Annotated in this window: 19 protein-coding genes and 2 pseudogenes; 15 read left to right on the top strand and 6 right to left on the bottom strand. The window is 66.1% G+C overall.

The window, feature by feature from the left end:
- Nucleotides 1-67: 67 nt before the first annotated feature.
- From NM2_RS30225 to NM2_RS30215, 3 genes are all read left to right on the top strand, one after another.
- Entirely contained in the window at nucleotides 68-1,813 is a 1,746-nt protein-coding gene (locus tag NM2_RS30225; protein WP_084531708.1) for a sodium:solute symporter family protein, read from the top strand.
- An 11-nt stretch (nucleotides 1,814-1,824) separates the two neighbouring features.
- The gene (locus NM2_RS30220) at nucleotides 1,825-2,061 is read left to right on the top strand and encodes a hypothetical protein (RefSeq protein ID WP_067675780.1); all 237 of its coding nucleotides are present in this window, start codon (nucleotides 1,825-1,827) and stop codon (nucleotides 2,059-2,061) included.
- A 129-nt stretch (nucleotides 2,062-2,190) separates the two neighbouring features.
- Entirely contained in the window at nucleotides 2,191-2,892 is a 702-nt protein-coding gene (locus tag NM2_RS30215) for a class I SAM-dependent DNA methyltransferase (RefSeq protein ID WP_067675777.1), read from the top strand.
- A gap of 128 nt (nucleotides 2,893-3,020) precedes the next feature.
- Here the strand turns inward: NM2_RS30215 and NM2_RS30210 are convergent, their stop codons facing one another.
- A complete protein-coding gene (locus NM2_RS30210; protein ID WP_084531707.1) occupies nucleotides 3,021-5,183 on the bottom strand; it encodes an acyltransferase family protein in 2,163 nt (720 codons plus the stop codon).
- A 172-nt stretch (nucleotides 5,184-5,355) separates the two neighbouring features.
- Nucleotides 5,356-6,372 (bottom strand): substrate-binding domain-containing protein, encoded by a 1,017-nt coding sequence (locus NM2_RS30205; RefSeq protein WP_067675774.1) that lies wholly within the window; start codon nucleotides 6,370-6,372, stop codon nucleotides 5,356-5,358.
- A gap of 105 nt (nucleotides 6,373-6,477) precedes the next feature.
- Between NM2_RS30205 and NM2_RS30200 the strand changes: the two genes are divergently transcribed.
- From NM2_RS30200 to NM2_RS50360, 4 genes and pseudogenes are all read left to right on the top strand, one after another.
- Complete coding sequence (locus NM2_RS30200) at nucleotides 6,478-7,335, top strand: LysR family transcriptional regulator (RefSeq protein ID WP_067675771.1); 858 nt, start codon at nucleotides 6,478-6,480, stop codon at nucleotides 7,333-7,335.
- 423 nt (nucleotides 7,336-7,758) lie between these two features.
- Entirely contained in the window at nucleotides 7,759-9,054 is a 1,296-nt protein-coding gene (locus NM2_RS30195) for a Fic family protein (RefSeq protein WP_067675768.1), read from the top strand.
- Entirely contained in the window at nucleotides 9,038-9,301 is a 264-nt protein-coding gene (locus NM2_RS51015; RefSeq protein ID WP_067675764.1) for an SDR family NAD(P)-dependent oxidoreductase, read from the top strand. Before NM2_RS30195 ends, NM2_RS51015 begins: the two co-directional genes overlap by 17 nt.
- Before the next feature lie 65 nt (nucleotides 9,302-9,366).
- Nucleotides 9,367-10,109, top strand: a pseudogene (locus NM2_RS50360) (SDR family oxidoreductase).
- Nucleotides 10,110-10,296: 187 nt separating this feature from the next.
- On the opposite strand, the gene NM2_RS30180 reads toward NM2_RS50360, so the two are convergent.
- Nucleotides 10,297-11,226 (bottom strand): NADP-dependent oxidoreductase, encoded by a 930-nt coding sequence (locus NM2_RS30180; RefSeq protein WP_067675761.1) that lies wholly within the window; start codon nucleotides 11,224-11,226, stop codon nucleotides 10,297-10,299.
- A gap of 83 nt (nucleotides 11,227-11,309) precedes the next feature.
- On the opposite strand from NM2_RS30180, the gene NM2_RS30175 reads away from it, so the two are divergent.
- The gene (locus NM2_RS30175; RefSeq protein WP_067675758.1) at nucleotides 11,310-11,888 is read left to right on the top strand and encodes a TetR/AcrR family transcriptional regulator; all 579 of its coding nucleotides are present in this window, start codon (nucleotides 11,310-11,312) and stop codon (nucleotides 11,886-11,888) included.
- Here NM2_RS30175 and NM2_RS30170 read toward each other — a convergent pair.
- Nucleotides 11,889-12,044: pseudogene (locus NM2_RS30170) on the bottom strand (DUF397 domain-containing protein); the annotation flags it as partial.
- Nucleotides 12,029-12,271 carry a helix-turn-helix domain-containing protein gene (locus NM2_RS53090; RefSeq protein ID WP_067675754.1) on the bottom strand — a complete coding sequence of 81 codons (243 nt, stop codon included), beginning with the start codon at nucleotides 12,269-12,271 and terminating at the stop codon, nucleotides 12,029-12,031. The pseudogene NM2_RS30170 and the gene NM2_RS53090, both read right to left, overlap by 16 nt.
- A gap of 167 nt (nucleotides 12,272-12,438) precedes the next feature.
- On the opposite strand from NM2_RS53090, the gene NM2_RS30160 reads away from it, so the two are divergent.
- Both NM2_RS30160 and NM2_RS30155 read left to right on the top strand, forming a co-directional pair.
- A complete protein-coding gene (locus tag NM2_RS30160; RefSeq protein ID WP_067675752.1) occupies nucleotides 12,439-12,759 on the top strand; it encodes a hypothetical protein in 321 nt (106 codons plus the stop codon).
- Between the two features lie 28 nt (nucleotides 12,760-12,787).
- Nucleotides 12,788-13,180: a hypothetical protein gene (locus NM2_RS30155; protein WP_067675749.1), complete on the top strand. Its 393-nt coding sequence runs from the start codon at nucleotides 12,788-12,790 to the stop codon at nucleotides 13,178-13,180.
- Between the two features lie 43 nt (nucleotides 13,181-13,223).
- Here the strand turns inward: NM2_RS30155 and NM2_RS51960 are convergent, their stop codons facing one another.
- Nucleotides 13,224-13,457, bottom strand: coding sequence for a helix-turn-helix domain-containing protein (locus tag NM2_RS51960; RefSeq protein WP_084531714.1), 234 nt, complete (start codon nucleotides 13,455-13,457; stop codon nucleotides 13,224-13,226).
- A gap of 87 nt (nucleotides 13,458-13,544) precedes the next feature.
- Between NM2_RS51960 and NM2_RS52660 the strand changes: the two genes are divergently transcribed.
- Genes NM2_RS52660 through NM2_RS30140 form a run of 5 tightly spaced genes read left to right on the top strand, consistent with a single transcriptional unit; the run spans nucleotide 13,545 to nucleotide 15,161 of the window.
- Nucleotides 13,545-13,673: a hypothetical protein gene (locus NM2_RS52660; RefSeq protein WP_281182544.1), complete on the top strand. Its 129-nt coding sequence runs from the start codon at nucleotides 13,545-13,547 to the stop codon at nucleotides 13,671-13,673.
- A gap of 43 nt (nucleotides 13,674-13,716) precedes the next feature.
- Nucleotides 13,717-14,049, top strand: coding sequence for an ArsR/SmtB family transcription factor (locus tag NM2_RS30150; protein WP_084531705.1), 333 nt, complete (start codon nucleotides 13,717-13,719; stop codon nucleotides 14,047-14,049).
- Complete coding sequence (locus NM2_RS51010; protein WP_218026020.1) at nucleotides 14,049-14,255, top strand: SRPBCC family protein; 207 nt, start codon at nucleotides 14,049-14,051, stop codon at nucleotides 14,253-14,255. The genes NM2_RS30150 and NM2_RS51010 overlap by 1 nt, the downstream gene beginning before the upstream one ends.
- Complete coding sequence (locus tag NM2_RS51005; RefSeq protein ID WP_218026019.1) at nucleotides 14,236-14,547, top strand: SRPBCC domain-containing protein; 312 nt, start codon at nucleotides 14,236-14,238, stop codon at nucleotides 14,545-14,547. Before NM2_RS51010 ends, NM2_RS51005 begins: the two co-directional genes overlap by 20 nt.
- Nucleotides 14,548-14,552: 5 nt before the next feature.
- Entirely contained in the window at nucleotides 14,553-15,161 is a 609-nt protein-coding gene (locus NM2_RS30140) for a maleylpyruvate isomerase family mycothiol-dependent enzyme (RefSeq protein WP_067675874.1), read from the top strand.
- Nucleotides 15,162-15,218 lie beyond the last annotated feature (57 nt).

The raw sequence follows: 15,218 nt of genomic DNA, 5'->3' as shown, positions 1-15,218 counted from the left end.
TAACGGCCCGCTAAGATCCGGACACGGCCAAGTGGTCGAAAGATGATTTACCGAACAGGAGAGCCGCATGCCACCCGCTGCCGCGCCACCAGGAATTGTCGAATCGGTGCTGGCAGGAGGCCCGGCACACGAAGTTTTGGCCGAGGGCGGCGGGCTGCGCCTGGACGCCTCGGCCGTCGACTACGTCCTCGTCGCGATCTATTTCGTCTTCGTGCTCGGCATCGGTTTGTTGGCCCGTCGGCGCGTGTCCACGAGCATCGATTTCTTCCTGTCCGGACGTTCGCTGCCCGCCTGGGTGACGGGTCTGGCATTCATCTCGGCGAACCTCGGCGCGGTCGAGATCATGGGCATGTCCGCCAACGGCGCGCAGTACGGCATGCCGACCATGCACTACTACTGGATCGGCGCGATCCCGGCCATGCTGTTCCTGGGCGTGGTCATGATGCCGTTCTACTACGGCTCCAAGGTGCGCAGCGTCCCGGAATTCATGCGCCGGCGCTTCGGCACGGGTGCGCATCTGGTCAACGCGCTCAGCTTCGCGATCGCCCAGGTCCTCATCGCCGGTGTGAATCTGTATCTGCTGGGTTCGATCGTGAATGTGCTGCTGGGCTGGCCGCTGTGGCTGTCGATCATCGTGGCCGCCGCGATCGTGCTGTCGTACATCACGCTCGGCGGTCTGTCGGCCGCGATCTACAACGAGGTGTTGCAGTTCTTCGTCATCGTGGCCGCGCTGCTGCCGCTGACGCTGGTCGGCCTGCATCGCGTCGGCGGCTGGAGCGGGTTGAAGCACCAGATTGCCACCAGGGTGCCCGACGCCGCACAGCAGATCCACTCATGGCCGGGTAACCAACTCAGCGGCTTCTCCAACAACATCCTGTCCGTGGTCGGCATCGTGTTCGGTCTGGGCTTCGTGCTCTCGTTCGGTTACTGGACGACCAACTTCGTCGAGGTGCAGCGCGCGCTGGCCACACATTCGATCTCCGCGGCGCGGCGCACCCCGATCATCGGGTCGTTCCCGAAGATGTTCATCCCATTGATCGTCGTCATCCCCGGAATGGTCAGTGCGCTGATCGTGCCGCAGATCGCCGAGTACAAGGCGACCGGCAAGGGCGATGTCACCTACAACGACGCGCTGCTGTACCTGATGAAAGACGTTCTCCCCAACGGACTTCTGGGTGTGGCGCTGACCGGTCTGCTGGCAGCGTTCATGGCGGGTATGGCAGCGAACATCTCCGCGTTCAACACGGTGTTCAGCTTCGACCTGTGGCAGCAGTACGTGAAGAAGGACAGGCCGGACGGCTACTACCTGAACGTCGGGCGTTGGGCGACCGTGGGCGCCACGGTGGTCGCGGTCTTCACCGCGTTCATCGCCGGGAACTTCTCGAACATCATGGACTACCTGCAGACGCTGTTCTCGTTCTTCAACGCGCCGCTGTTCGCCACGTTCATCGTCGGTATGTTCTGGAAGCGGATGACCGCGACGGCCGGTTGGGTCGGCCTGGTGTTCGGTACCCTGTCCGCGATCTTCATCTTCATCCTGAGCGAGACCGGGGTGATCAACCTGTCCGGGCAGGGCTCGAGCTTCCTGGCCGCCGGCGTGGCCTTCGTGGTGGACGTGGTGCTCAGCGTCGTGGTGAGCCTGGTGACCGCGCCCAAGCCCGCTGCCGAACTGGTCGGGCTGGTGTACTCCGAGACGCCCAAGGCCACGCTCAGTGATCCCGACGCCGCGTCGCTGCCCTGGTATCAGCGCCCGGTGCTGCTCGCGGGCATCGCTCTGGTCCTGGTCATCGTGCTGAACATCGTCTTCGGTTAGGAAGTGACGCAATGCTTTTCGATATCCGCACCATCGTCGGCGCGCTGCTGGGCATCTACGGCGTCGTCCTGATCATCGTCGGGGCCGTCAACCACAGCGCCGCGGATCTGCAACGCAGCGGCGGCTGGAACACGAACCTGTGGTCGGGGATCGTCATGGCGATCATCGCCGCCGGGTTCCTGATCTGGGTTCGCCTGCGGCCCACCCAGGTGCCGCGGCACACCGAATCCGGTAGTCCCACAGAGTAATCGGGCGACTACGCGGTAATCACGCGATCGGCCGCGACGGTGCGGTGTGCCGTCGCGGCCGAGTCGTGCCCGGGCCGTGCCCGGAAAATGCTTGGCCGAGAACGGCCCCGGCACGCGATACTGCTGCGCATGCCGTCCTTCGCGGACTTCGATCGCCGCAACTACCGCACCGTCGACGTCGCCACCGGGTACGACGGGTGGGCGCCCACCTACGAGCAGACCGTCATGGACGAGATGGATCTCGCGCTGCTCGATCGGCTGCGCCACCCGGACTGGCGCCGGATCCGCCGTGCCGCCGACCTGGGCTGCGGCACCGGGCGCACCGGCGGCTGGCTGCGCGGGCGCGGTATCACCGACATCGACGGCGTGGACCTGAGCGCGGGCATGCTGGCGCTGGCCCGTGTTCGCGGCGCGCATGCCACCCTCGCCCAGGCCGACGTGCGGGACACCGGATTGGCAAGCGGCGGTTATGATCTGGTGATCTCCTCGCTCATCGATGAGCATCTGCCCGACCTGGCGCCGTACTACGCCGAGGCGCGGCGGCTGGCCGCGCCGGGCGGCACCTTCGTCCTGGTCAGCTATCACCCGCAGTTCATGATGGTGACCGGGATGCCCACCCACTACACGCCCGAATCCGGTGAGCCGCTGGCGATCAGCACACACCTGCACCTGTTCAGCGAGCACGTGGCAGCCGGAGTGGGAGCCGGTTGGCAGCTCGCCGAGGTCGCCGAGGCACTGGTCGACGATGCCTGGCTGGCAGCGAAACCCAAGTGGGCGGCGCTGCGTGGACACCCGTTCACCATGGCGCTGGTGTGGACACTGCCCCGGTGACCAGATCCACGACGAGGTCTTCGGCGCCGGAAAGCTGAACCACGGCCCGGTCGCGTCCCCCGCGCGACGGGGAGCGATGGTCGACGGTGATGCCGATCTGCCGCAATGGCTTTCGTCAGCGCGGCAGCTCAGTGATGAGCGAGTGCGCGGTCGGTGAGTGCGCCGATGACCGGTGTGAGTACACGGGCGTAGCTGACCGTGAGGTGATTGTCGTCGCGGTACACCAGGGTGTTGCCGACGATGAAGGGGCAGCTCACGGCGGTACAGAACAGTGGGGTGAGCTCGGCATACTGCCCGCCGCCGGCCTCGGCCGCTTTCCGCTCGGCCGCGACGCCCGCGTCGTTCACCGCGACCGGTCGCGTGGGTTCGCATGCCGAGGCGTCGTCGATATGTCCGGACAGGCAGGTCGGCACGGTGGTGTGCGGATCGGGGATCGGCCCCAGGACCAGGACGGTCGAGCCGATCGCGCGGAGCTGGGCAACCAGGCGGGCCAGCGCGTCGACCCAGGCGCGGTCGTAGGAGACGAAGCCGAAGTCGCCGCCGTAGCGTCGCGACATGCCGACCACGATCAGCCGCGGATGTTCGGCCCGCAGCCGGGCCATGACCTGGCCGCGCCACTGCTCGCATTCGGTGAACTCCCGGCCCAGATACGGGCTGGTGATGTGCAGGTCCAGCAGTGGGCAGGTGACCTTGGACAGGGTTTCCAGCCGCCAGTGCCGCGCCGCGGCGATCGGCTCGAGCGCCGGATTCCACATCGCGGCATGCGAATCGCCGACCAAGGCCACGGTGGTGGCCGAGTTCGGGTCGCCCGAGGCGCACTCGGGCTGGCCCACCTCACGCCAGGAGCGCACACAGCCGTTGTTGAACACGTCGGCCTTGTCGCCGGGCGCGTCGCCGAGCGATGGACTGAGATTCCAAGGGACAGAACGGATTTGGGTCGAGGCTTCGACAGCCGACTGAGCTTGCGCCATCAGCTGCCGGACCGCCTCGTCGTGAGGGTCGAGGGCGGGAGCGGGCGACATCGGGCGTGGCGTGAGGACCAGCGACGGCGCTGCCGCGCCGTGCCCGACCGGCGCCGGGACGAGCACGAGCAGCGCCAGCGCCACACTCACGGCGACCGCGGTGCACGCGCCGCCGCAGGCGAGGCTGCGCACGGCCGAATTCCGCAACGACGCGGCGAAGCGCACGGGATTCTCGATCGTCCAGTAGGTCAGCATGGCGAGTCCGCCGGCCATCACGATCGCGCCGATCGCGCCGAGTCGTCCGAGCGGGTGGCCCAGCGTCAGCGGCGCCAGCAGCAATACCGGCCAGTGCCACAGATACCAGCTGTAGGACAGGGTGCCCACCGCTCGCACCTGCGTCACCGACAGGACCCGGCCGATCCCGAATCGTGTTTCGGCACAACCAGATACGATCACCAGGGCGGTGCCGACGACCGGCAGCAGCGCCGCGACGCCCGGATACGGCGTCCTGCCGTCGAGGTGGGCGCAGGCCACGACGATCAACGCCACACCGGTCCATCCGGCCGCCAGGGCCACCGATTTCGGCAACCGGGACCACACGACGGCCGCGAGCGCCACCATGCCGCCGACGGCCAGCTCCCACGCCCGGGCGGGCAGGGAGAAGAAGGCCCACGGCGGCAGCGTGCCGGTCCAGATCAGCGAGATCGTGAACGACGCCGCGGCGATGACCGCGAGGACGATCAGGTACGGCAGCGGTGCGGCCGATCCGGCTCGCCGTCGCCGCATGAGCCAGGCCGTCGCGATGATCAGCACGGGCCACAGCAGGTAGAACTGTTCCTCCACGCCGAGTGACCAGAAGTGCTGGAACGGCGAGGGCGGCGCGTCGGCGGCGAGATAGTCGGTGCCGTGCAGGGCGAGCCGGTAGTTCCCGGCGTACAACGCGCTCGCGATCGCGTCGCCGAGGACCTGGCGGGCCTGCAGCGGCGGTTGCAGTATCGCCGCGCCGATCGCGGTGGCGGCCAGTACGATGCCCGCCGCGGGCAGCAGCCGACGGGCGCGTGCCCCGTAGAACCGGGCCAGCGCGAGGGTGCCGGTGGCCGCGGCCTCGCGGCACAGGATTCCGGTGATCAGGAAGCCGGATATGACGAAAAAGATATCCACGCCGACGAATCCGCCGCTGACTCCGGGTATTCCGGCATGGAATAGCACGACGGCCGAAACGGCGATTCCGCGCAATCCTTCGATATCGGGCCTGAATCCCGTTCGAGGGGCATTATGAACCCGGTCTGCCCACCGAGTTGTCAACCCGTTTTCGGCCGTGTCCGTCATGGGGCAGCATTGTTATCGATCTCTTCGGCCATGCCACGACGACTCTCCGCATGCCGTGCGTTTTCGTTATCCGACCGATCGCGGCCGGCCCGGTTCCGAACGCCTACTTGTCCGATCGGTCGGGAATCCCACGGGCGGTGACAGTTTCGGCGCGAACGGACATGATTCGCAATCATCCCCGTGAGACGGGATCGGAGTCGAAGAATTGCGGAGCGAAGACATCTTCGATGCGCGGGCGGCTGGGGGACAGGCCCTGTTCGTGGTGGTAGCGCAGGTAGGTGTCGAGGGTGGTCCGGTTGGCGGCGATGCCGTAGGGCCATGCGTCCGGGCCGAACTGGGCCTCGTTGCGTTCGATCAGGGCGTTCATCCACGGGACCATGGTTTGGACCTGGTACAGCCTGCGATTGCGGCGGTAGCGTTCGGCGGCTTCGGTTTTCGCGCGGCAGAAGGCGTCGTAGACCTTGTGCACGAGCTCGGGGCGGGTTTCGAGCAGGCCCCGGCGGACGACGATGGTGTGCATGATCGGGAAGATTCCGGTGCGGCGGTGGTAGTCGCGCTCGAGCGGTTCGAAGTCGGGGAACAGACGGTTGACGTTCGGGGATCCGTCCAGCGCGCATTGCGGGACGTTCGCGGAGAACAATGCGTCGATCTCACCGGCATCGAGCATCGCGTTCAATGTCGAGTCGAGCGGGGCAGGGGCCACCTCGACGCTCGAGGGATGCGGGTGCGGAATGAAATCGAAAGGGGCCGAGGGATATTCGAGCCCGCCGACAACCCAGCGATTCGCGGCGGGTTCGAATCCGTACTCGTCCATCAGGATTCCCTTGGCCCACACGCCCGAGTCCTGCCCGTAGGTGCCGAATTCGCCGATGGTCCGGCCGGTCAGGTCGGCCGGGTGTGTGATTCCGCTGTGCGCGTTGACGAAGACGCAGGAATGCCGGAATACCCGGTTCGGGAATATCGGCAGCGCGATATACGGCAGCCCGTCCTCCAGCAGTCGCAGGTAAAACGTGAGGCCGAGTTCCGCGAAGTCGAATTCGTCTTTACGCACCGCTCGTTCGAATATCTCCGGCAGAGTGGGTGTTGTGCGCATGACGATCTCGGCGTCGTCGACTTCGACGCCGCCGTCGAACAGCGCCGAGGTCGTGTCGTATCGGTAGCATCCGATCGTGAGGGTTTGCTTGGTCATATCGAACTCCTTTGTCGGCGAGCTGATTTCGATACTTCTCGCTGCGTGAGGATCGCGTCCAACACTCTTTCCGCACATCCGATACCGGATGGGTATCGTATTGCGGTGGACCTTCGCTCGCTCCGGTACTTCGTGGCCGTCGCGCAGGAGCGTCACATCGGCCGTGCGGCGCGTCGCCTGCACATGACGCAGCCGCCGCTGAGCCGCGCCATCCGGGAACTCGAGGACGAACTCGGCGTGACGCTGTTCGAACGCACGTCGAAAGGCGTCACCCTCACGCCCGCCGGGACCGTGATGTACGACGAGTCGGCCGCCCTGCTGGAGCACGCCGACCTGCTCCGCACCCGCGTGAGCGCCGCGGCCGGCGCCACCACCCTCACGATCGGCACGCTCGCCGATACGGCCGAACTCGTCGCGGGAACGCTCGTCACCCGATTCCGGGCCCGGCATCCGTCGATCGAGGTGAGCATCCGCGAGAGCGATCTCGGTGATCCGACCGCAGGCCTGGGCGCCGGTTTGGTCGACGTCGCATTGACCCGAACCCCCTTCGAGGACAACGGAATCGGCACGCGCATCCTGCGCCGCATCCCCGTCGGCGTGGTACTTCGCGAAGACGACCCGCTCGCCGGTCGCGACTCGGTCTCCGCCACCGATCTCACCGGCCGCCGCTGGGTTCGCCTCCCGGACAACGCCGACCCGGTGTGGTCCGCGTACTGGACTGGCGGCCCGCCCGAAGCCGCGTCACCGACCGTGCGAACCATCCAGGAATGCCTGCAAGCCGTCCTGTGGAACGCGACCTCCGCCCTGGCCCCCCTCGACCAGCCCCTCCCCGCAGGCCTGATCGTCGTCCCTTTCCGCGACCGCCCCCCGAGCCACCTGGTCGTAGCCCAACCCGCGAAGGCGTCGAATCCGCTCGTCCGGAGTTTCGTTCAGTTGGCGGTGGACAGCTTCCGAGTCCGGTAGTCCCACAGAGTATTCGGCCAACCGCGCGTTCGTCCGCGCCGGTGCGGCGCGTCGTCGAGGCCGAGTCATGTCCAGTGTCGTCCGTCGCCGATCGGGTGTCCGATCATGTCCCCCAGGGATCACCCTCCGCCGCGGTCGAGCCGACCCGACCGACATGTCCATCGCCCCGACACCCGCCTATCCCTCTGTGGTCCAATGCTATTCATGCTCAGCCCGCGCGACGCCCTACTGGATCACGACGTCCCGGCCGACCGATATTCACTACGGGGTCTTCGGCCCGGAGAGCTGGGCGACGACCCAGCCGCCTCGCGCGCGTGGGGCGGCGAAGCCCGCGCTGTCACCGAGCGGCCGTGCCCTGTCGGAAAGTTTAATTACCGCTCTTCTTATTAAAGGTTATGGCGTAACCTTTAATAAGGAGGTGACATGTCCAAGCTTGTTCGACATCGTTGGGTTGGCAATCTGGACGGTGGCGGCATATCGCGCAGGGATCGAGGTTCCGGCATGTATCAGGTATACCTGCCCGACAGGCTGATGAACCGCGAGATCACGCTGTCCGGTGACGTTGCTGCCGACGTGACCGAGGCCGAGATCGCGATCACTCGACTGGACTCCGAAGCACGGGCGCTGGTGGAGACCGAGGCGCTGTCACGGTTGCTGTTGCGTGCCGAAGCCATCGCGTCGTCGCGCATCGAAGGACTCGAGATCGGTGCGCGACGTCTGCTGCGCGCTGACGCTGCCCGGGAGCTGGAAGGTGAGTCCTCGGATGTGACAGCGGTTGAGGTGCTGGCGAATATCGATGCGATGGCTGTGGCCGTCGAATCGGCCGGACCGGGCGAGCCGATTACCGAACAGCTGCTGTGCGAGGTTCATCAGCGTTTGCTCGCTGGTACTGGGCTGGCTGAACACGGTGGGTGCTATCGGGAAGTGCAGAACTGGATTGGGGGCAGCTCATTCAATCCCTGCGCTGCTGCGTTCGTGCCGCCCCCGCCGGAGGATGTGCCGGAATTGATGGCGGATCTCGTCGGTTTCTGTAACAGCGAAGACCTCCCGGCGGTTGCGCAAGCGGCGATCGCCCATGCGCAATTCGAGACGATCCATCCGTTCATCGACGGCAATGGCCGGACCGGGCGGGCATTGATCCACATGATTCTTCGCCGCCGCGGCATTGTCGGGAGGGTCCTCGTCCCGGTTTCGCTGGTTCTGGCGACCTGGAGCGATGCGTACATCGATGGCCTGACCAACTATCGATACATGGGTGATCCCGATTCGCCGGAGGCGGTCGAGGGGATGAACATTTGGATTGCCAGGTTTGCGGCGGCCTGTGCTCGCGCGGCCGAGGACGCGACCGTCTATGAATCCAAAGCAGCTGAGCTGCAACGTTCGTGGCGCGAACGGCTGGCGCCTGTGCGAGCGAACTCGGCTGTCGACGTGCTACTGGGTAAACTCGTCGGTGCGCCGATTCTGACCGTCACGACAGCCGCCGAACTGATCGGCCGTAGCTTCCCCGCTGCCAATTCCGCGGTTGAACGCCTCACTGCGGCAGGCATTCTGAAGCAGTTGAGTATCGGTCGCCGCAACCGCGCTTTCGAAGCCCCTGAGGCGATCGCGGCGTTCACCGCCCTGGAACGCCGGCTTGCGAGCCCACAGGGCGATACGCGGATTTCGGATCCCCAGCGGCCCGTGCCGAGGAGGGGCCGCCGCGGTGCCCATCCTCCGTGAACAAGGGCATGGGCGGATCATCCAGATCTCCTCGGTGGGCGGTCGCATCGGCAGCCCCGGAATGACCGCGTACCAGTCGGTGAAATGGGCCGTCGGCTGGTTCAGTCAATTCGGCCGCGCGGCATGGCAGCACCGGATCGAGATCGATGCGCAGTGGGCACACCTGGGGAGCCTGGCCACCGACCACGACGAAGCGGGTGGCGGTTGGCAGCGGCGCCAGCGTTCCCGAACTGCGCGTATGAGCTGAGCCGGGCGGTCCGAGTCTCGTGCTGCGGTAGTGTGCGGGAAACATGTCGAAAGGGCAGTGGGGCAATGGATTTGGGGCTATCGGGTAGGTCGGCGATCGTGTGTGGGGCGTCGTCCGGTTTGGGGTTGGGGTTTGCCCGGGCGCTGGCTGGGGAAGGCGCGCGGGTCACGATGGTCGCCCGGCGCGAGGATGTGTTGGTCGAGCAGGCCGAACCGATTGGCGGGCAGCCGGTTGCCGGTGATCTTTCGGAGCCCTCGACCGCCGCGGATGTCGTCGGGCGTGCCGTGGAGTGGGCGGGCGGGCTGGACATTGTGGTGTGGAACAGTGGTGGTCCGTCGATGGCGACCGCGTCCCAGGTGACTCCGGAGGATCTGCGCGACACCCTGGAATCGCTGTACCTTCCGGCTGTTCGCCTGATTCGCGCGGCATTTCCACACCTCGAGCAGAGTCCCGCCGGGCGGATCGTGGCCATCACCGCGAGCGGAGTCAAGGAGCCGATGCCGCAGATCGCGCTGTCGAACGCGATCCGTCCCGGCCTGGCCGGTTACCTCAAATCCCTGGCCACCGACCTGGCCCTGCGGGCGTCACCGTCAATTGCATTGCCCCGGGCCGAATCCTGACCGACCGCATGCGCGCGGTGTACCCCGAAGGCCCGCAACCCGAAGACGTCGCCGAAATCCCCATGCGCCGCTTCGGAATCCCCGCCGAGGTAGGCGCCCTCGCCACCTTCCTCGCCTCCGACCAGGCCGCCTACATCACCGGAACGACGATCAACGTCGACGGCGGCCTGGCCAAGACCATCTTTTGAACGTTCCAGGGCGGCAAGAACTCTGTGCAGTACGGAGGCCGAGCGATCGAGGGCTCCGCTACGGCGAGGTGGTGGCGTCGCTCGGGACGCAACCTTCCGCCGCCGCAACCGACAGCGGCTCAGAACTGTGAGTTGCTCGCGAAAGCACAGGGCAGCGTGAGTTGAGCTACCAGGAATTCCGTGCTGATCAAAGAATGACCACGATCTTGCCGTGGACGTGGCGGTCGGCTTGTTGTGTCACGGCGTCGCGAATCTTCTCGATCGGGAAGATCGCGGCGATCGGCACGGTGATCGTTCCGGCGAGGATCGCGTCGGTGATACGAGCCATCGCGTCCGGGCTCGCGTCGAATCCGCCGACCGCGCGCACGCCGCCGGGAGGGGTGGGGCCCGCGGCGATGGTGGCGATCCGCTCGGGCGGAACACACAGTGCGAGAGCGGTTTCGGCGGTTTCGGTGCCGAACAGGTCGGTGGCCGCGCTCACGCCCTCGGGGGCCAGCGCGCGCACCCGGTCCGCCAGTCCGGGGCCGTAGGTGAGGGGCTCGGCGCCGAATCCGCGCAGGAACTCGAACGTGCCTTCCGAGGCCGTCCCGAGCACTCTGGCACCGGCGAGCTTCGCGAGCTGTACGGCGAACACGCCCACACCGCCCGCCGCGCCGCCGATCAGGAGGGTGTCGCCGGAGCGCAGGTCGATCGCCGCCAGCGCGGCGGCGGCGGTCATACCCGCTACGGGAAGGGTGGCCGCCACCTCGTCGCTGATGCCGTCGGGCGTATGCCAGAGCATCTCGGCCGCCCCGGCGTGCGTATCGACCACCGCGAAATCGGCGACGGCCCGACCCATCGCACCGCCGTAGACACGGTCGCCCACAGCGAAACCGGTTGTGCCGCTGCCGACCTCGTCCACCACACCGGCGAGGTCGTACCCGAAGCCGGACGGCACGGTGATGCCGAACTGGGCCGCGGCCTGGGGGTTCGAGGCAATACCCCAGTCCATGGGATTCAGACCGGCGGCCGTGACGCGGACGCGGACCTCGCCCGGACCGGCGTGCGGTTCCGGAACCTCCCGCAGCTCCAGTACCTCGGGACCTCCGAACGTCTCGTAGATGACGGCTCGGCTCATGTGGACCTCCAAAGAAGAGTAACGGGACTTGGTGCCATTACTATACCTCGGGTGACGGGACTAAGTCCCGCTATACTGTTCCCATGGCTCGCTGGCAACCCAACGCATCACAGCGACTCGTCGTCGCGGCCCTCGAGCTGTTCGAGGAGCGGGGTTACGACAACACGACGGTGATTGGGATCGCCGAGCGTGCCGGGCTCACCAAAAGCACCTTCTTCAGGCATTTCCCCGACAAGCGGGAGGTGCTTTTCGGCGGCGGCACGATGGCCGAACTGGTCGCCGACGGGATCGCCGAGGCTCCGCCCGAGGCAGGCCCGCTCGACGCGGTAGCGCATGCCCTCGACGTGATCGGCAGAGAAGCTTTCCCTCCTGAACGTCGCGAGTTCGCCGCCCGCAGACAGGCCGTGATCGCCGCCCACCCCGAACTGCGAGAACGCGAGGCGCTCAAAGGACTCGGCCTCACCGCAGCAATGATCGACGCGCTCGAGCGCCGAGGCGTTCCCGACCTGACCGCCCGCGTCGCCGCCGAACTGTGCGGGGTCGCCTGGAAGATCGCCTACGAGCGCTGGAGCGACCCGGCCAACGACGACGAGTTCGGTGAGCTCGCGCGGCGAACACTCACCGAAGTGCAGGCCGTCGCGGAGTCCCAGGGGCGATCGTGATCAGGCGGGTGAGTCGAACACTCCGGCTCGGATGCCAGCGGTGAACGATGTCCACTCGTCGGGGGTGAAGACGAGTGCCGGGCCGTCGGGGTTCTTCGAGTCGCGCACGCCGATCCGACCGGCCGCGAGTCGAGCAACCTCTAAGCACTCCGCTCTTCCGGCATCTGCAAGAACCGAGCGATGTACTCGACCTCTATAGGTTTGATCTTCTCGGTCTCGCCTCGTTCCAAACGGCTGAGGGCCGACTTACTGAAACCTTCAAGGCCGTCGGCCAGCAGTGCGAGGCTGTACCCCGATGCTTCGCGGGCCTCGCGTAGGGCCTTGCCCAGTCGGCGGCGAGTTAACGTCGTGTCCGGTTGGACAGTGCGTTGCCTGGTCGGCATTCCTGTAAACCCCCATGATCAGGCGTCCCGATTTTTGCTGAATATCGTCCCGCTCCGGGACGGATTCTAGGACGCGATCGGGATCTTCGCAGGTAGTTCCACTTTTTCCTAGGAGATCTCATGCGTTGTCGTATCGCGATGCACCTTTCGCTAGCAATCTGCTTCGTGTGGATCAGCGAGAACGAACCCTGAACGTGGCGCAGGCTCGGGTGCTGCGGGTGTTGAACTGGGGTGGGATGGTTGCCGAGCGACGGGTTGCGGAGTCGGCGGGGTTGCGGCGCAACGAGACTCGGCGTGCGTTGGCGATACTTTCCGGACGGTTCCTGGTGCGGAAGGTCTCGCGAATCGGGGGTGTGGATCGGTTCGAGATCACCGATACGGGCCGCGCGGTGCTGGCGACCGAGAATCCTCCTTACGGAGCACTGCCGCAGGAGCCGTTGCGGGCCAAGGGTATTGGCAAGCCGCTGTCTTGGATTCGGTTGCGGTGACAGCGGATGCGCATCGTGAGGTGGCGCGGTGAGGTTCATCGAGCCGCCGCCCAAGGCGCTGATCTATTACCGCAAGGATCTGTCGCCCTGCTGGCAATGGCATGAGACACAATGTAAGTCGCTGGCCCGCCGCTTCGGCTACACCGTGGACCGCACGATCTGGTTCACCGCCCGCGACGACGCTCGCATGTACCGCCTCCTGCACGAAACCCTGGGGCACAACTGCGAAGCCATCTTCGTCCCCGATTTGGAACACCTCGATCTGGAAGCAACTTTCTTGCTCACCAACGGTTTACAGATCATCGCCCTGTGCGGGCACTCCAGCGGTGCTCCGGAAACGTACACCCATCGAACGCCCGGTTCCTACGAGGCGTTGAGAGCACATCGTCGACGTCACATACCCGGCAGGCCGATCGAGTGACTGCGCTCCGTCGCACAGCGGCCTGCCGGACGGTTGTGAACTGTCAACCGTGCCCATCGCCGAGCAATCTCCACAGTGTCAGGGCGAGTCCGGCTCGCATGAGTCCTGCTGGATCGGTGAGGTTGAAACTCATTGATCTGCCGAGGTTTTCGAGCCGTCGGACGAGGGAGCTGTGATGTAGGTGTAACAGGTCCGCTGATCGGCGCAGCGAACCGGCGGTGCAGTAGACATCGAGAGCATCGAGATCGTCTGGACGTGAGGCGATTCGAGTCCCCACGCGGAGGAGATCGTCGCCTGTCTGACCGGCGGCATCCGCCTCTGCTTCCGTGCGGGACGGCCGGATGAACCCGAAAGGGAATGCGTAGTGTCGGCCGGAACCGCCGTCATCGTCCCGCGCGGCCGTTGGCACCGCATCGAACTGGACGCGCCCAGCGACATCATGTCGGTCACGATGGGTCGCGGCAGCCGCCTCGAGCAGCGTATTCCGGAGTAAGGAACCACTTGCCACCATGCTCTGAAAGCGTACACTTACGTACGTGTCCGCTTTCAGAGATGTGGATCTGGCGATTCTGGGCGATCCGATGCGGCAGGCGATCTTCGAGCGTCTGGCTCGGCGGCCGTCGTCGGTGGGGGAGCTCGCGGAGTCGCTGCCGATCACCCGGCAAGCGGTGTCGCAACATCTGCGGGTGTTGCGGGACGGCGGGTTGGTGGTGGCCACGCCCGAGGGCACGCGGCGCATCTACCGGATCAATCCGGAGGGGCTCGCCGCGATTCAGGCGTATTTCCAACGGATCTGGGACGACGCGCTCACCGCTTTTCAGAAGACCGCCGACGCTGCGGTTACCGATCCCGAACAGGAGAGTCCCTGATGAGCACACCCGCTGTTCCGATATCGCAGGGTGCGGCCACGGTCGCCCTGCCGCTCGACCGCGCGTTCGCATTCTTCACCGAGTCGTTCGGCAGCTGGTGGCCCTCGGGATATCACATCGGGCGGTCCGAAGTGGCCGATGTGATTTCTCGAGCCGAGCGTCGGCGGGCGCTGGTACGAGCGGGGTGTGGACGGCGTCGAATGTGATTGGGGCCGGGTACTGGAATGGGAGCCGCCGCATCGGCTGGTGGTGACCTGGCAGATCAACGGGCACTGGCAGTTCGACCCGGATCCGGCGCGGGCAAGCGAAGTCGAAATCCGTTTCGCCGCAGATGATTACGGCACCACGGTGACGCTGGAACATCGTCACCCGGATCGTCTCGTCGCAGGCGAGGCCATCGCGCGGACCATCACCGAGCAGGGCGGCGGCTGGAGCACGCTGCTGGAGCTGTTCGCCAAGACCGCCGAAAACAGTTCCACGGGAGGCGATCCCGCGTGAACGATATGGAGATGGCTCGCCTCGAGCGAGCCGATCTGGCCGAATTCCTCGCCACGCTCACGCCCGAACAGTGGGAGCAGCCCTCCCTCTGCAAGGACTGGCGGATCCGAGATGTGGTGGCGCACATGATCAGTTACGAGGAACTCGGGCGCTGGGGTCTGCTTCGGCGCTTCGCCAAGGGAAAGTTTCTGTACGCCAACGACGTTGGTGTACGAGAGTTCAGCTTGCTCGGCCCCGAACAGCTTCTGCAATTCCTCGGCGAGCATCTGGTGCCGCGCGGCCTCACCGCCGGATTCGGCGGCATGATCGCATTGGTCGACGGCACCATCCACCACCAGGACATCCGCCGCCCCCTGGGTATCCCACGGCAGATCCCGACCGATCGATTGACTCGTGTCCTGGACGCCACGCTCCCCAATCCACGACTCGGAGCATGGCACCGAATCCGCGGACTTCGCCTGCACGCCAACGACATCGACTGGTCGCACGGCACCGGTCCGGAGGTGACCGGCACCGGCGAAGCCCTACTCCTGGCCATCACCGGCCGCCCCAGCGTCCTCGGTGAACTCACCGGCCCCGGCCGGAAAATCCTGGCCGACCGCATCGGCGCGTGACTCTGGGACTAGTGCTTCGCCCAGATCAGCGCCGCCTGCCTCGACGCACTGGGCGTC

This window comes from Nocardia miyunensis NBRC 108239, from assembly GCF_001613065.1.
Classification (GTDB): Bacteria; Actinomycetota; Actinomycetes; order Mycobacteriales; family Mycobacteriaceae; genus Nocardia; species Nocardia miyunensis.
The sequence above is the reverse complement of the archived record's forward strand: the minus strand, read 5'-3'. Positions and strand labels throughout refer to the sequence as shown.

Coding starts and splice junctions, on each gene's coding strand:
- NM2_RS30225 (WP_084531708.1), top strand. CDS start 68: ATGCCACCCGCTGCCGCGCCACCAGGAATTGTCGAATCGGTGCTGGCA.
- NM2_RS30220 (WP_067675780.1), top strand. CDS start 1,825: ATGCTTTTCGATATCCGCACCATCGTCGGCGCGCTGCTGGGCATCTAC.
- NM2_RS30215 (WP_067675777.1), top strand. CDS start 2,191: ATGCCGTCCTTCGCGGACTTCGATCGCCGCAACTACCGCACCGTCGAC.
- NM2_RS30210 (WP_084531707.1), bottom strand. CDS start 5,183: ATGACGGACACGGCCGAAAACGGGTTGACAACTCGGTGGGCAGACCGG.
- NM2_RS30205 (WP_067675774.1), bottom strand. CDS start 6,372: ATGACCAAGCAAACCCTCACGATCGGATGCTACCGATACGACACGACC.
- NM2_RS30195 (WP_067675768.1), top strand. CDS start 7,759: ATGTCCAAGCTTGTTCGACATCGTTGGGTTGGCAATCTGGACGGTGGC.
- NM2_RS30180 (WP_067675761.1), bottom strand. CDS start 11,226: ATGAGCCGAGCCGTCATCTACGAGACGTTCGGAGGTCCCGAGGTACTG.
- NM2_RS30175 (WP_067675758.1), top strand. CDS start 11,310: ATGGCTCGCTGGCAACCCAACGCATCACAGCGACTCGTCGTCGCGGCC.
- NM2_RS53090 (WP_067675754.1), bottom strand. CDS start 12,271: ATGCCGACCAGGCAACGCACTGTCCAACCGGACACGACGTTAACTCGC.
- NM2_RS51010 (WP_218026020.1), top strand. CDS start 14,049: ATGAGCACACCCGCTGTTCCGATATCGCAGGGTGCGGCCACGGTCGCC.
- NM2_RS30140 (WP_067675874.1), top strand. CDS start 14,553: ATGGAGATGGCTCGCCTCGAGCGAGCCGATCTGGCCGAATTCCTCGCC.